This window comes from Amaricoccus macauensis, assembly GCF_049800915.1.
Classification (GTDB): domain Bacteria; phylum Pseudomonadota; class Alphaproteobacteria; order Rhodobacterales; family Rhodobacteraceae; genus Amaricoccus; species Amaricoccus macauensis_A.
In genome coordinates this window covers 85,833-98,470 of sequence record NZ_JBNAFY010000009.1, presented here as the reverse complement: position 1 = coordinate 98,470, position 12,638 = coordinate 85,833, and the positions used below count along the sequence as shown (strand labels likewise).

At 58.7% G+C, this 12,638-nt stretch carries 15 protein-coding genes and 1 tRNA gene; 10 read left to right on the top strand and 6 right to left on the bottom strand.

From position 1 onward, the window contains the following. The first annotated feature begins 27 nt into the window (after window positions 1-27). Window positions 28-681 (top strand): 3-oxoacid CoA-transferase subunit B, encoded by a 654-nt coding sequence (locus tag ACP15W_RS19235; protein ID WP_424934630.1) that lies wholly within the window; start codon window positions 28-30, stop codon window positions 679-681. 108 nt (window positions 682-789) lie between these two features. Here ACP15W_RS19235 and ACP15W_RS19230 read toward each other — a convergent pair whose 3' ends face one another. Together ACP15W_RS19230 and ACP15W_RS19225 are read right to left on the bottom strand one after the other, a co-directional pair. After that, on the bottom strand, window positions 790-1,152 hold the full coding sequence (locus tag ACP15W_RS19230) for a hypothetical protein (RefSeq protein ID WP_424934565.1): 363 nt from the start codon (window positions 1,150-1,152) through the stop codon (window positions 790-792). Next, a complete protein-coding gene (locus tag ACP15W_RS19225; protein ID WP_424934564.1) occupies window positions 1,149-1,454 on the bottom strand; it encodes a rod-binding protein in 306 nt (101 codons plus the stop codon). Before ACP15W_RS19225 ends, ACP15W_RS19230 begins: the two co-directional genes overlap by 4 nt. Before the next feature lie 656 nt (window positions 1,455-2,110). Here ACP15W_RS19225 and ACP15W_RS19220 point away from each other — a divergent pair. Beyond that, a complete protein-coding gene (locus ACP15W_RS19220) occupies window positions 2,111-3,346 on the top strand; it encodes a flagellar hook-length control protein FliK (protein ID WP_424934563.1) in 1,236 nt (411 codons plus the stop codon). A gap of 34 nt (window positions 3,347-3,380) precedes the next feature. Continuing rightward, window positions 3,381-4,064: a flagellar hook capping FlgD N-terminal domain-containing protein gene (locus ACP15W_RS19215; protein WP_424934562.1), complete on the top strand. Its 684-nt coding sequence runs from the start codon at window positions 3,381-3,383 to the stop codon at window positions 4,062-4,064. Between the two features lie 36 nt (window positions 4,065-4,100). Here the strand turns inward: ACP15W_RS19215 and ACP15W_RS19210 are convergent, their stop codons facing one another. Then, window positions 4,101-4,802 carry a J domain-containing protein gene (locus tag ACP15W_RS19210; protein ID WP_424934561.1) on the bottom strand — a complete coding sequence of 234 codons (702 nt, stop codon included), beginning with the start codon at window positions 4,800-4,802 and terminating at the stop codon, window positions 4,101-4,103. Next, window positions 4,799-5,362, bottom strand: a complete 564-nt coding sequence (locus ACP15W_RS19205) for a VWA domain-containing protein (protein WP_424934560.1) — start codon at window positions 5,360-5,362, stop codon at window positions 4,799-4,801. The genes ACP15W_RS19210 and ACP15W_RS19205 overlap by 4 nt, the downstream gene beginning before the upstream one ends. 339 nt (window positions 5,363-5,701) lie before the next feature. Between ACP15W_RS19205 and ACP15W_RS19200 the strand changes: the two genes are divergently transcribed. From ACP15W_RS19200 to ACP15W_RS19170, 7 genes are all read left to right on the top strand, one after another. Next, window positions 5,702-5,776 (top strand) — tRNA-Asn (locus ACP15W_RS19200). Window positions 5,777-6,078: 302 nt separating this feature from the next. After that, window positions 6,079-6,360: a hypothetical protein gene (locus tag ACP15W_RS19195; protein ID WP_424934559.1), complete on the top strand. Its 282-nt coding sequence runs from the start codon at window positions 6,079-6,081 to the stop codon at window positions 6,358-6,360. A gap of 44 nt (window positions 6,361-6,404) precedes the next feature. Then, window positions 6,405-7,756 (top strand): IS3 family transposase gene (locus ACP15W_RS19190; protein WP_424934558.1). Its coding sequence is split into 2 segments (ribosomal slippage): window positions 6,405-6,741 and window positions 6,741-7,756, totalling 1,353 coding nucleotides; the frame shifts between segments, so codons are not numbered across the junction. 213 nt (window positions 7,757-7,969) lie between these two features. After that, window positions 7,970-8,755, top strand: a complete 786-nt coding sequence (locus ACP15W_RS19185) for an ABC transporter ATP-binding protein (protein ID WP_424934557.1) — start codon at window positions 7,970-7,972, stop codon at window positions 8,753-8,755. A gap of 10 nt (window positions 8,756-8,765) precedes the next feature. Beyond that, the gene (locus tag ACP15W_RS19180) at window positions 8,766-9,626 is read left to right on the top strand and encodes an ABC transporter permease (RefSeq protein ID WP_424934556.1); all 861 of its coding nucleotides are present in this window, start codon (window positions 8,766-8,768) and stop codon (window positions 9,624-9,626) included. Between the two features lie 61 nt (window positions 9,627-9,687). After that, window positions 9,688-10,746, top strand: coding sequence for an ABC transporter substrate-binding protein (locus ACP15W_RS19175; protein WP_424934555.1), 1,059 nt, complete (start codon window positions 9,688-9,690; stop codon window positions 10,744-10,746). A gap of 59 nt (window positions 10,747-10,805) precedes the next feature. Next, window positions 10,806-11,291, top strand: coding sequence for an allophanate hydrolase-related protein (locus ACP15W_RS19170; RefSeq protein ID WP_424934554.1), 486 nt, complete (start codon window positions 10,806-10,808; stop codon window positions 11,289-11,291). Here ACP15W_RS19170 and ACP15W_RS19165 read toward each other — a convergent pair. Together ACP15W_RS19165 and ACP15W_RS19160 are read right to left on the bottom strand one after the other, a co-directional pair. Next, on the bottom strand, window positions 11,277-11,960 hold the full coding sequence (locus ACP15W_RS19165) for a GntR family transcriptional regulator (protein WP_424934553.1): 684 nt from the start codon (window positions 11,958-11,960) through the stop codon (window positions 11,277-11,279). The genes ACP15W_RS19170 and ACP15W_RS19165 overlap by 15 nt on opposite strands. 310 nt (window positions 11,961-12,270) lie before the next feature. Further along, window positions 12,271-12,405 carry a hypothetical protein gene (locus tag ACP15W_RS19160; RefSeq protein WP_424934552.1) on the bottom strand — a complete coding sequence of 45 codons (135 nt, stop codon included), beginning with the start codon at window positions 12,403-12,405 and terminating at the stop codon, window positions 12,271-12,273. Window positions 12,406-12,638 lie beyond the last annotated feature (233 nt).

Genomic DNA, 12,638 nt, shown 5'->3' with positions numbered 1-12,638 from the left:
ATCATGGACAAAAAATCCCAGAAGCCCATGAGTCCGAAAGAGGTCATCGCCAGGAGGGTCGCCCTCGAGATCCGGGAGGGGCAACTCGTGAACCTCGGAATCGGGCTTCCGAGTATGGTCGCCAATTTTCTGCCCGAATCCGTGCACGTGTTCTTCCAGGCAGAAAACGGCGTGATCGGCCTTGGATCGCGCCCTCCGGAGGGTATGGAAGATCCAAACCTGACGGATGCTGGCGGAGGATTTGTCACCGCCGTGCCGGGAGCTGCATCGATCGATAGCGCGATGAGTTTCGGACTGATACGAGGCGGGCACCTCGACATGACCGTGCTGGGGGGGCTCCAGGTCGACGAGAGAGGCTATCTCGCCAATTGGATGGTCCCGGGCAAGATGGTCCCGGGTATGGGCGGAGCCATGGATCTCGTTGCCGGAGCAAAGAACGTCATTGTCGCTATGGTTCACAGTGCCAAGGGTAGCCCGAAAATCGTTCCTGAATGCACCCTGCCCCTTACCGCGGCGAGACGTATAACGTTGATCGTCACGGAGCTTGCGGTAATCGAGCCCACCGATGCCGGGCTCATGCTGCGGGAGCGCGGTCCAGGAGTGGAGATCGACGAGATCGTCTCGAAAACCGCTGCCAAGCTTATTGTTCCCGCGGATGTGCCGGAAATGCGCCTGGCTTGATGACCGGGCGCAAGGTCGTTTCAGCCGGCGTTTCCGTCTGAAGCGGTGAAGCAATAGTCGAACGGAACGAAACGAAACCGCCCTGTTTCCGGTAGCAGGGCTCTTGCCTTAGGCACGTGTATCTCGCGTTCCCTGAGTACGAGAGACACGGACCTGTGTCCCGTCGGCAGTATACGTGCGCAGCTCGTCGGTCTGCTTGTTGATCTCCTCGATCTGGGCGCGTGCGGATTTCATTCCGTCGATGCTGGCGCGCAGCAACCGACCGTTCCGCTCCGCGCGGGCCTTCAATGCAACGATGAAGGCTTCAGGCAGGCTCGCGCCCGAACTCAGAAGTTCATTCATTGCGGCTTCCCGCGAGGATACGAGCGCCTGAAGCTTGTCGAGAGGACCCGAGAGCAGAAGTTGCCGCTCCTCATCAAGCATCCGGAGAATCTTGGAGTAGCGGGAAGATGTCAGGGCTTCTGTAATCATTCTGTCGCCGTTCTTTCCTTGAGTGACTCGAAAATCTGTTCTGCCAGGCCGATCCCACCGGACTCGGCAAGGATTCGTGCGTATTCCTGTGTCATGAGGCTCGCGAAGGCATCTTCGCCGTATCCTCCGCTAAACTCTTCCGGAGCGGCATTGATGCCCGTGTATTTCAGCATTTCCGAAAGAAAGGCGGCTTCAAAATCCTGGGCCGTCTTTCGAAGCTGTGCGTCAGGGTCAAGGTCCGAAACCGGCGAGGCCGCCGGTCCCTCAAGTGGCAGTATCGGCTGGGGCGGTGTCAGTTCCACAGGTCGGCCTCGACGGCTGTTGAGTTAAATTGAGGTCAGTTTTGGCCGTATGCGGTAAATAAATCGTAAGGGATTGGAACAAAAACAGGGGCACCCCATGTGACGGAGTCCTGATGACCCCTACGGATATGTTTGCCTTGGGACGTCCAGCGTCGCCCTCCTCTGGCGCGGAGAGCCCCAAATCCGGCAAGGCCGGTGACGATACGTCCAAGAGCTCGATCGATTTCGAGACAGAACTGCAAGCACCCGATGCGGAGCTGCAGCAGGACGGACCACGGCGTCCTTCTCCTGCCAATAGTCATGCGCACCGGGCGGCGGCGGTTAAGGTGATTGCACAGCCCGGTGAAGCGCCTACTCTTCCGTCCTTTGGGTTGGCCGCAATGGATGCGGAAAAGGTCTCGGCTTCGGCCGGCGATAAGTCAGCGCCGGAAAGCCCCGCCGTAACACCGGAACGTCCAGCCATAGTGCCGGAAAGCTCACCCGTTGTGCCGGAAACCCTAGCCTCAGCGCCGGAAACACCAGCGGAAGAGATTCCGTCGCCCCCCGCTCAACGCTTGGGTACTGAAACCATATCGCAACCCGTTCCGTCCGAAGCTCGGCTCCAGACGTCACAAGTCGCGAGCGAAACGCCACCTGCGCAATTGCTTTCGAGGAACGTGCAGACCGAACAGATCAGCCGGCAATCCGAGGGTGTCGAAACGGAATGGCCCTCGATTGCAAGCAGCGAGACAACCGTCGAAGAAGTCGATGGCTCCAAACCGAACGACCAGACAGGCGATGCCAGTAGGGGCCCGGATAGGGCAACAGCGGCGAGTGAAACTTCGGCAGTAGTGGGCCAGTCTGAAAAGTCGCAAGACGCAACGCTTTTGAATGCGCCGGTCACTGCTGAAGCCAGATCCTCTACCGTGTCTCAGGACCTGCCACGCGCCATGGATCATGCACCGCGACAGATCGATCCCGTTACACCTCAAACGGTCGCATCTTCCGGCAGTGTTTCCGAGGTTGCTCGGGTTGTCGGGGCCACTACGTCCGACGTCGAAATGCCTCTGGACGTGGAAGTGCAGGCCCGGACACCGGCAACGGACGTGAAGGCAGCCAACAGCGCCACATTGGCGCGCGCTCCCGCTCAGGGCGGTCAAGCCACGATCATGCAAGCTGCCGTGACAGTCGAAGCCGAGAAGAAGGCCGGAGCGGAGAGTTCCGCACGGCCGCGGGATGAGGCTGTGGCCGAACCCCGGCAGGCACTACCGAGCGCGAGTTCTCCGACCGAGGCACGACCCGCTCCCGCGGGGCCCACTGTTTCGGCAAACCCGGCTGCCGCTCAGCCCGAAGTCACCCCTGCCCTTTCAAATGAAGGCCGCTCCTTCGAGCAAACGATCAATCTTGAATCGGGTCGGTCTCCATCCTGGCGGCTCGGCGCAGAGGCGACCAGTGCCTTGAGCACCCGCACCGCGGAAATGCAATCTGCCACGACCGCGCGCCCCCAGACAGTCGCCCAGCAGCTCTCCGTAGCCGTGAGCTCGGCGCAAAATGGACAAGTCGAAGTTCGTCTCGATCCGGCAGAGCTGGGCCGCGTCCAGATCCAGCTGCAGACCTCGGAAGATGGCGTGCGCGCTGTTGTCATGGCGGAACGGGCGGAAACCCAGGATCTTCTGCGGCGCAATTCCGATGTGCTTACCAGGGATCTTGAAGAGGCCGGGTTCAATTCGATCTCACTGGACTTCACCGGTGGAAACGAGACCGGCGAACGCTCGGATGAGAACGCGCACCAGGCGCATCTTTCGCCCACATCGGGCGATGACACGCTGCCAGACGTATCGCCTCGACCTGAGACCACCCCGCAACGCTACAGCCAGACGACCGGCCTGACTTCGCTGGACATCCGGCTGTGAGTTCCCCCCAGGCCTTGAGAACAGGAGTCATGCAATGGATGTGAATTCAACGTCAGCGGCCTCCACATCGACCACCAGTCAGAGCTCTGCGTCCGCCGCCAGTGCAAGCGAAAGCGCCGCCGCCAATGCCCTGACAGGTGACTTCAATACCTTCATTCAGCTTCTGACGGCTCAGATGAACAACCAGGATCCCCTCGAGCCGACGAGCAACACCGAATTCGTTGCACAGCTTGCCAGCTTCTCCGCGGTCGAGCAGCAGATTCTGACCAACGATACGCTTTCCGCACTTTCGGAAAAGCTCGGCGTTGGTCAGGCTGGTGAAGTGGCCGCCTGGATCGGGAAGGAAGTGCTGGTCGAAGGGGGCTATGCTCAATATTCCGGCACGCCGGTGGAAGTCGAGGTTGATGCTGTCGATGGCGCTCACAGTGCAGTGCTTGTCGTCCGCGATGCGACTGGCACGATTGTCGCGCGCCAGGCCGCGAATGGTGGCGCAACCACCCTGACGTGGGACGGAACTCGGAGTTCAGGAACGGCAGCCGACCACGGGCTCTACTCCTTCCAGCTCGAGTCCTCGGCAACCGATGGCACGGTCATTTCCACGCAGAGAGGCAAGGTCTTCTCTGCCATCGACGAGGTGCGGTTGACGGAAGATGGAGCTTCGCTGATCGCGTCGGGCGGCGTGACCGTTGCTGCAAACGACGTCACGGCGATCCGCTAGCAACCAACCGCAACGGTCCGAACATCTCCAGGCACCTCAATCGCGGGGGGAGTTCTGGCTGGATCCGGGATCGAGCCTCTGCCGTGCAGCGTTGATGAGCGCGGCAAGCGCACTCGATCCGCCGTTGTCGGGATGAACCTTCCGGATCAACCGGTGATAAGCTGCGCGGATTTCATCCGTGTCGGCCCCGGGTTCCAGACCGAGCACCCGATAGGCTTCCTCCACCGGCATGTCCGGCTCTGACCCGTATGGTGGCGGGTCCTGCCGCGCGTCGCTCTCATCGGGCCTTGCTTCATCGGATCTGTGCCGTGAGATGTAAGCCTCGAGCAACGACAGGCTCTCATTGTCCCCTCCGGTCTCTATTTCAGCCCAGAGTGCGCGGAGTTCGACGAGCGAAAGATCGGACAAGAGCCGGTTCTCGAAATCCCCCTGCCGTATTCTCCCGTCAATTCTACCGCTGTCGTGATCGAGCGTCATTTCGAACCAGGCGGTCGAAACATCGGATGTCTGTCCGGGTGCCGGAGAACTCGAGCCTTGGGCTGATCCTCCTTTCTGCCAAAGCGAAAATGCGAGCAGGCCGAGAGGCAGCGCAAGTGCGAATTGTCGAACTGCCACCAGGACAGCAGCTAAGGCCAACACCAGCACGGCGAGCGCCCTTCGCGGCGGCAATCGCACCATCAGCAGCGTGAGCACGGTCACCAGGATCGCTCCGCCCACCCATGGCAACAAAGCAGTCATCGCCTGAGGTTCTCCAGCAGCAGCCTTGCCTCCCGCGTATCGCGCGCCTCGAGTGCAGCCCTTCCACCTGTCGCGTAGGTGCCAATAGCGGAGAGCAATGCTCGAAGTTTCTCCGCCGCAGCGGGATCAAAGCGCAGGAAGACGCCACCGGTAATCCTTGCGATTTCCCGATATGCCTGCTCGGCCTGCCGATTGTCGCCTTCCAGAAACATGAATGCCCGCGTGTTTCGCAAGGCAAGTTCGCCAGCCCGTCCGCAGAGTTGGTCCACGTCCTCCTCGCATGTGTCCCCAACGTAAACCATGGCCGAGAGCGGGGCGGTCTTACTCTCCTCGACTGCGTGGTCGAGGATCCGGGAAATCTGGGTGAGACCACCTTGGCACGAGATCCGAGCCATTGCGGCCTTCAGGCTTGCGGGGTCGGAGAACCATCGTGAGGCGCGCGCTTCAGCCTGCCCCCGAAAATAGGCGAGTTTCACATGGAGGTTCCCGTTCTTCGACGCGGCATCGAAAAGATCGTACTGCAGAGAACACGCCAGATCCCACGTCGGCTGTCGGCTCATTGTCGCATCGAGGGCGAAAATGAGACGACCACTACCGAGAGACGAATCGTCAATGGCGTGAGACCGGGCTTTCTCCAGGAACCGGGCAACATCTGTTGCCGGTAACGTGCCGCCCGGCCTTCTTGTCGAGACCACCAGAACCTCCCGTTTGCACTCTCGCAGTTTGGATACGAAATCCATGGCGCTTACCAAGGATCTGGCACGTGCCGCGGTGATTGCAACCAGTTCGACCAAACGTGTAGGGCGAAAAAACGTCAGGGAACGAGCAGAAATTGCCGAAGAATGCTCTGGACGTCCAAAAATGGCTTTGCTATACGCAGCCCTCGTCAGGTGACGAGTTCCGGCGTAGCTCAGTGGTAGAGCAGTTGACTGTTAATCAATTGGTCGTAGGTTCGAACCCTACCGCCGGAGCCAATCTGACGTAATTTCCTGTTTCAGAACGATTTTCGCCGAAAGTGTCGGAGAATACCCGATTCTGGCACATTTCCTGTCACTCCGCTTGGCACAGGCGCGCGGAGAAGATCGGAAGTGCATCGTCGAAACAGGACTCAGCACCACCTCGAATATCGCCCCACCGGCTTTCACTGGCGCCGACGCTGGCCGCGTCCGGTTCTCCAGAATCTTTGTGAACCACCCCCTCCAGATCTTTGCTGCTGTTCCCGTTGCGGACCCATGTCCCGTGCGACGCGAAGACGATCGCCCATAGGTTGACGCTTATGAGCGACCTCGTCTTCCAGGCCTTGACGGAGAGGGCGATGCTGATCGCACCGCAGACCATGGAAACCCTGCTCTTGGGACTCTGCCGATTCCAGATCGAAGTGGCAGATCTCGCACGCGAACTGGCGCCTGCCAGAACCCTCGAAGCCGCTCGCTACGAACAGGCTTGTGCCATGGCAGCCCTCGATACCGTCAGGACTGCGATCCTGTGCCGGGACCGCGACATCGCACGCGCGCCCCTGTCCGGCATCAGCACCCATGGGACAGATCTGCGCAATTGAGTAACGGAGGATTTCTGGCTCATCTGAACCGTCAAGGAGTTAAGATGAGACAGAGATCCGGGACATCGCACGGGGCGGCGGAGAAGGTCGTCAAAGACATCCGTCGGAAGACCCGGCGGCAGTTCAGCACGGAGGAGAAGATCCGCATCGTGCTGGAGGGATTGCGCGGCGAGGAGAGCATCGCCGAGCTTTGTCGTCGCGAAGGGATCGCGACGAGCCTTTATTACAGTTGGTCGAAGGAGTTCCTCGAGGCCGGGAAGAAGCGGCTTGCGGGCGATACGACACGCGAGGCCACGGCGCCCGAGGTGAAAGAACTGCGCTCAGAGTTGGCGGCGCTCAAGGAGGCGGTCGCGGATCTCATGCTCGAGAACCGCTTGCTCAAAAAAAGCATGCTCGGGGGTGGGGACGGCGACGCATGAGATACCCAGCCTCCGAGAAGCTCGAGAACATCCGCATCGTCGAGCGGTCGCACTTCGCGGTGAAGCGTACACTGGAGATGCTCGGCATTCCGCGGACCACGTTCTACCGATGGTATGACCGCTACATCTCCCTGGGAGAGGCCGGTCTCGAGGACCAGCCCTCGCGGCCTGGTCGGGTCTGGAACCGCATCCCGGACGCCGTACGCCGTCAGATCGTGGACCTGGCCCTCGACGCGCCCGAGCTGTCGCCGCGCGAGCTGGCCGTCCGGTTTACTGATACGAAGCACTACTTCGTCTCAGAGGCCAGCGTCTACAGGCTCCTGAAGGCCCACGACCTCGTCACGAGCCTGGCCTTCGCGGTGATCAAGGCGGCGGATGAGTTCCATGAGAAGACGACCCGGCCGAACCAGCTCTGGCAGACCGACTTTACCTATCTGAAGGTCATTGGCTGGGGCTGGTTCTACCTTTCGACCATCCTTGATGACTACAGCCATTACATTGTCGCCTGGCGCATCTGCACAACGATGCGCGCCGGGGATGTCACATCGACCCTGGAGGATGCCTTGGCCGCCTCAGGATGCGACAGCGCAACGGTAGCCCATCGCCCGCGCCTGCTCAGCGACAACGGATCGTCCTACATCTCCGGTGATCTCGCCGAATGGCTCGAGAAGCAAGGCATGGACTACGTCCGCGGCGCCCCGAACCATCCCCAGACCCAAGGCAAGATCGAGCGGTGGCACCAGACACTGAAGAACCGCATCCTGCTCGAGAACTACTACCTGCCCGGTGCGCTCGAGGAGGCCATCGCCGGCTTCGTCGACCACTACAACAACCACCGCTACCACGAGAGCTTGGGCAACCTGACGCCTGCCGATGTCTACCTCGGCAGGGCAGAAGCCATCCTCAAACGAAGAAAGGAGATCAAAGCGCAGACGATCAAGAAGCGCCGCTTGCTGCACCGTCAGACCGCGGCATAGACTGAACCATCAACGAGCCAGAGCCTCCGCTATACATTAGCCGCTCGTGTTCCAGATCATCTGACGACGGGCACTGCGCGCCAAACCTGCTCGAATTTGCCGCATCACCCAAAAAACCAGCATTTTTTGTAGGCATCTTCAGCTTATTTGCCCGAAATACAGCAAAAGGCTTAAGCGGAAAATTGCGGAGTTTTAGATTGCATGCATAGTTGCATGCAACATCAAGGAGCCCACATGACCACTGAGATTATTCAGGGAACAAACATCACTAAGGTATATTCGACGGCCACCGGGCCTCTGGTTGCGCTAGATGACATCAGCTTCGGGATCAACGAGGGTGAGTTCATATCTCTCGTAGGACCCTCCGGCTGTGGAAAGTCGACCCTGCTGTCGATACTCGGCGGCCTAGAGGAAAAGAGCCTCGGCAAACTCAGCATTTCCGGCGAACAGGTGACCACACCCCGTCCTGATGTTGGCATGATGTTTCAGACCTCGGTACTTTTTCCGTGGCGGACCATCCGGGAAAACATCCGCCTTCCAGGCCAAATCCTCAAACTGGACAAGTCGGATCAGGTCGAGCGCACCGAGGCACTGCTCAATATGGTCGGTCTGAACGGGTTTGGGGAACGTTATCCCGACGAGCTCTCTGGCGGCATGAAGCAACGCGTGGGATTGGCTCGACTGCTCGCACATGATCCTCAGGTCCTGATGATGGACGAACCTTTCGGGGCGCTCGACGAATTTACCAGGGAGACAATGAATCTCGAACTCCTGAGGATTTGGGAAGCGACCAAAAAAACGGTCATCTTCGTGACCCACAATATCGGAGAGGCGGTGTTTCTCTCCGACCGCGTCTTTGTCATGACGCCCCGACCGGGACGGCTCGAAGGTATTCTCGAGATCGACCTGCCCCGCCCCCGCACCACCGATCTCATGCGTGACCCACGATACTCGGAACGGGTCTTTGAAATCCGCCGCATGCTCGGCGTCGATCATTGAGGCCGAACAGATGACCATAGCAGAAACAGTACCAACCCAAATTGCGCCCAAGGGCGAGAGCCGACAGGTCGACACTGTCGAACGCTTCGTTGTTGAGGAGCGCCGTCGTGCCCGGCGTGAACTTATTCAAAACCGTTTGCTTGCCCTGGGATTCGGCATCCTCGTTCTGATCATCTGGGCTGCGGCAACTCATGGTGGTCTTGTCCATTCGCTTATTATCCCGACTCCAATCGCGACGTTGGAGGCGGCCGGAAGGGTCGTAACTGCTGATTATTTCTGGCCAAACGTCTGGGTCACGCTGCAGGAAATCTTTTGGGGCTTCTCACTCGGCATGGGTTCAGGAGCGGTGCTGGGCATTCTGGTCGCCATGTTCCCGTTCGTTCGCGCGACCCTCTACCCCTATCTTGTCGGACTTCAGGCCCCACCCAAGATCGTGCTCGCGCCAATTTTCGTTACGTGGTTCGGTTTTGATATGGAATCCAAAATCGCCATTTCCGTGGTCATGTGCTTTTTCCCGATGTTCCTGAATACGTTGACCGGACTTTCATCCGTGGATCCGAACGCCATCAAGCTCATGCGTTCGTTGACCGCCAACCGCTGGCTGACGTTTAGACTGCTGTTGCTGCCGAATGCCGCGCCGATCATGATGGCCGGCGTTAAACTGTGCTGGACCCTTGCTGTTCTGGGCGTGATCGTCGGCGAGTTCGTCGGAGCATCTGCCGGAATTGGGTATCTCATTTACGCGATGAACTTCCAGCTCGATATCCCGGCCGTGTTTTTCCTCATCATACTGCTCTCACTCTTCACCCTGTTCATCTATCAACTGATCGAGTGGATGGAGAACCGCGTGATTTTCTGGAACTCACTTTGATTTAGTTCCGACAAAACAATCCTTTTTGACGCTGAAAATCCCCAATCAATGGAGACACGAAATGACAAAACACCCGTCCGGACTCTGCAGGGTCTTTCATACGGCACTGTTGGGCGGCTGCCTCGCCGCCGCGGCAACTTCGCTGGCTGCGGAGGACCTGATCAAGTTTGACGGCGTCACCGCGCAAGGAGGTCCCACGGCTCAGGTCTTCCCAATTTTTATCGCTCAGGAGATGGGCTTCTTTGCGGAAGAAGGCCTCGATGTCACGCTAAACTACTCCAAGGGGTCGTCCGACGCCGCGCGCCAGCTTGCGGCTGGCAACGTGGAGTGGGGTATCTTCTCCGCGGCAGCAACCATGCAGGCGGCACAACGGGGATTTCTCCTCAAGGCGATCATGCAGGTCTACTATCCTGACACCTTTGACATCGTCGTGCCAACAGACAGCCCGATCCAATCCATGGAAGATACGGTGGGTAAAACCATCGGCGTATCCGACCTCGCTGGAGGCGAGGTGCCAATGGTACGTGCATCGATCGTCGAGAGTGGCCTTGCCGAGGGTTCCGACGTCAAGCTTGTGATTGCCGGAGAGGGCGACCCAACCACAATCCGCTCTTTTGAGACCGATCGCATCCAGGCCTATGCGGGCGCCAAGCGCGACCTTCTCCTCATTCCCGCCCAGGGCATTGAGACACGGTCCATTACACCCGACGTGATCGCGACCTTCCCCGGTGACGCCCTGTCCGTCCGTGAGGAGACATACGAATCCGATCCCGAACTGCTGGTCAAATTCACCCGCGCCGTCATCAAGGGCTGGGCCTGGGGCATGAGCAATCCTGATGAGACCTTCGTTCTGCTCAAGACTAAATATGCGGCTGCCAGCCTTGGCGACAATCCTGTTGCCGAGCCTTTCTGGGAACTGGTTCAGACCTACTACGTCGCGCCCGAAAGCGTCAGCTCACATGGTACGTTTCTTCCGGATGGATGGGAAACCTACATGACGTACCTGCAATTGGGCGAAGGGGAACAGAAGGCCCTGGCCGGTCCAGTCGATCTGGGCACCTTGCTAAACGATGAAATCGTACTGAAGGCGTGGGAAGGACTTGAGATTGAGACACCCTGACTTCGGTTTCCGGGGCCAGCCGCGGGTTGGCCCCCTTTTTATTAGGTTTTCCAAAAATAATGACAAATAACATATCGCATCCCTCCCGGCCTGACACCGAGACGATCACACTGGTCGTTGTGGGCGCCCATCTCAGCGGCATGCCACTGAATGGCGAACTTGCTGATCTGGGCGGCCAGCTGCTGCGCAAGACGAAAACCGCCCCCGTTTACAGGCTTTTTGAACTGCCAAAAACCACTCCTCCCAAGCCCGGCCTGCTGCGGGTCGGAGAAACGGGCGGTACGGCCATAGATGTCGAACTTTGGGGTCTGTCCCCCGCGGCGTTTGGCACCTTTGTCGCCAACATCCCTGCCCCGTTGGGTATCGGCACGCTGTTCCTCGAGGACGGGACGGAAGCCAAGGGTTTTTTATGCGAGGAACTTGCCACACGTGATGCCGAGGACGTTTCCTCATTCGGTGGCTGGCGCGCCTGGATGCAGATACGCTCGAACAAACTGTCGAGCGGGCAAAGTCCCCTTGATGATTTGGCGTCAGCCCCGCAATGACGGAGCGACCGAACCCACCGTATTGCGCACCAACTGAATGTGGTCCCTGGCCAGACGTGCGGCCGCCTCCGCATCATGGCTGAGAATTGCCTCGACTATGGCTGCGTGCTCTTCAATCGATTTGTGAATGCGACCGGATGAACTAAACTGTGCCCGACGGAACGGCTGCAGCCGATTGCGCACTCCGCGGGTGACATCGGACATAAACTCGTTTCCGCCAAGAACATAAATGAGTTCGTGAAACGCGGCATTAAAATCATAGTATCCGGGAACATCATCAGCTTCGGCACATCTCCGGCAGGCATCATGCGCAGCGATCAGCCGGCCGGCCTGATCATCCGGCATGTTTTCCGCCGCCATCCTTGCACACAACCCCTCCAGTTCCGCCATCACGAGAAACATTTCGTTCACCCGTTCGGGCGTAAAATGCGGCACGACGGCTCCTCGATGTGGCCGGGCGTCCACAAATCCAATAGCCTCGAGCTGACGAATAGCCTCACGCACGGGCGTTCTCGAAACCTCAAACCGTCGCGCGAGGGATGTTTCATCCAGAACGACACCAGGGCCAATCACACCCCGGACAATCTCATCCGCGAGCGTAACCCGTATCCTCTCAGTCGAGGTGAGTTTTTTGATTTGGTCGGGTCGATGAGAAATATTGGATTGCATGCAATGTGTATCTAGACCGGCAGCTTCAGTATGTCTACGGATATCCGGCGCAGGCTGGCTTGGCAGTCTTTGTTAGTATGGCTCAACGATAACTCCGGTGACGGTTGCAGACCAGTACGTCGCCACATGTTGAGCTGAAAAATTTCGTTTGGCATACTGACCTTTCCCCGCCATCCGGCCCGCCAGCGTGCAAGAGCCCGGATTTTCCAGACCCGGGTGGCCTAACGTTGGGGGCAGGTGCAAAACCGAAACGCTCTAATCATAACGGCGGACGACTTCAGTGGGGGAGGCTTATCAGTTGATCCGGTGATCAGTCAAAATACCGGCTGAACTTGGCGATTGCGTAACGATAGGTTCGTTGTGTGGCTGGCGACCGGTTGCGAAGCGCCAAATCGTCAATCATACGGCGGCGCAGCGAGCTCACCGCGAGCGTGACATCGGTCATCGGATCGTCCCCTTATCAAAGGTTTGGCCTCGGCAACCAAACTTTTGATAAGGAGACCATTCACGCCAATAGCCTCACCTCTCCCGCGTCAGCGGGTTCGTTCGATCCATACCGAACCCATACGCAAGAGAGTCGTGCAAATATCCAAACGAAAATAGTAGAATGTGACAGCAGCCGATAAGGCGGAAGTCTCCGCCTTATCGCTCTACCTTCGGTTTACACTCCGCACGCTT

Coding starts and splice junctions, on each gene's coding strand:
- ACP15W_RS19210 (WP_424934561.1), bottom strand. CDS start 4,802: ATGACTGCTTTGTTGCCATGGGTGGGCGGAGCGATCCTGGTGACCGTG.
- ACP15W_RS19230 (WP_424934565.1), bottom strand. CDS start 1,152: ATGATTACAGAAGCCCTGACATCTTCCCGCTACTCCAAGATTCTCCGG.
- ACP15W_RS19215 (WP_424934562.1), top strand. CDS start 3,381: ATGGATGTGAATTCAACGTCAGCGGCCTCCACATCGACCACCAGTCAG.
- ACP15W_RS19165 (WP_424934553.1), bottom strand. CDS start 11,960: ATGCAATCCAATATTTCTCATCGACCCGACCAAATCAAAAAACTCACC.
- ACP15W_RS19180 (WP_424934556.1), top strand. CDS start 8,766: ATGACCATAGCAGAAACAGTACCAACCCAAATTGCGCCCAAGGGCGAG.
- ACP15W_RS19175 (WP_424934555.1), top strand. CDS start 9,688: ATGACAAAACACCCGTCCGGACTCTGCAGGGTCTTTCATACGGCACTG.
- ACP15W_RS19235 (WP_424934630.1), top strand. CDS start 28: ATGAGTCCGAAAGAGGTCATCGCCAGGAGGGTCGCCCTCGAGATCCGG.
- ACP15W_RS19185 (WP_424934557.1), top strand. CDS start 7,970: ATGCAACATCAAGGAGCCCACATGACCACTGAGATTATTCAGGGAACA.
- ACP15W_RS19170 (WP_424934554.1), top strand. CDS start 10,806: ATGACAAATAACATATCGCATCCCTCCCGGCCTGACACCGAGACGATC.
- ACP15W_RS19160 (WP_424934552.1), bottom strand. CDS start 12,405: ATGACCGATGTCACGCTCGCGGTGAGCTCGCTGCGCCGCCGTATGATT.
- ACP15W_RS19205 (WP_424934560.1), bottom strand. CDS start 5,362: ATGAGCCGACAGCCGACGTGGGATCTGGCGTGTTCTCTGCAGTACGAT.
- ACP15W_RS19195 (WP_424934559.1), top strand. CDS start 6,079: ATGAGCGACCTCGTCTTCCAGGCCTTGACGGAGAGGGCGATGCTGATC.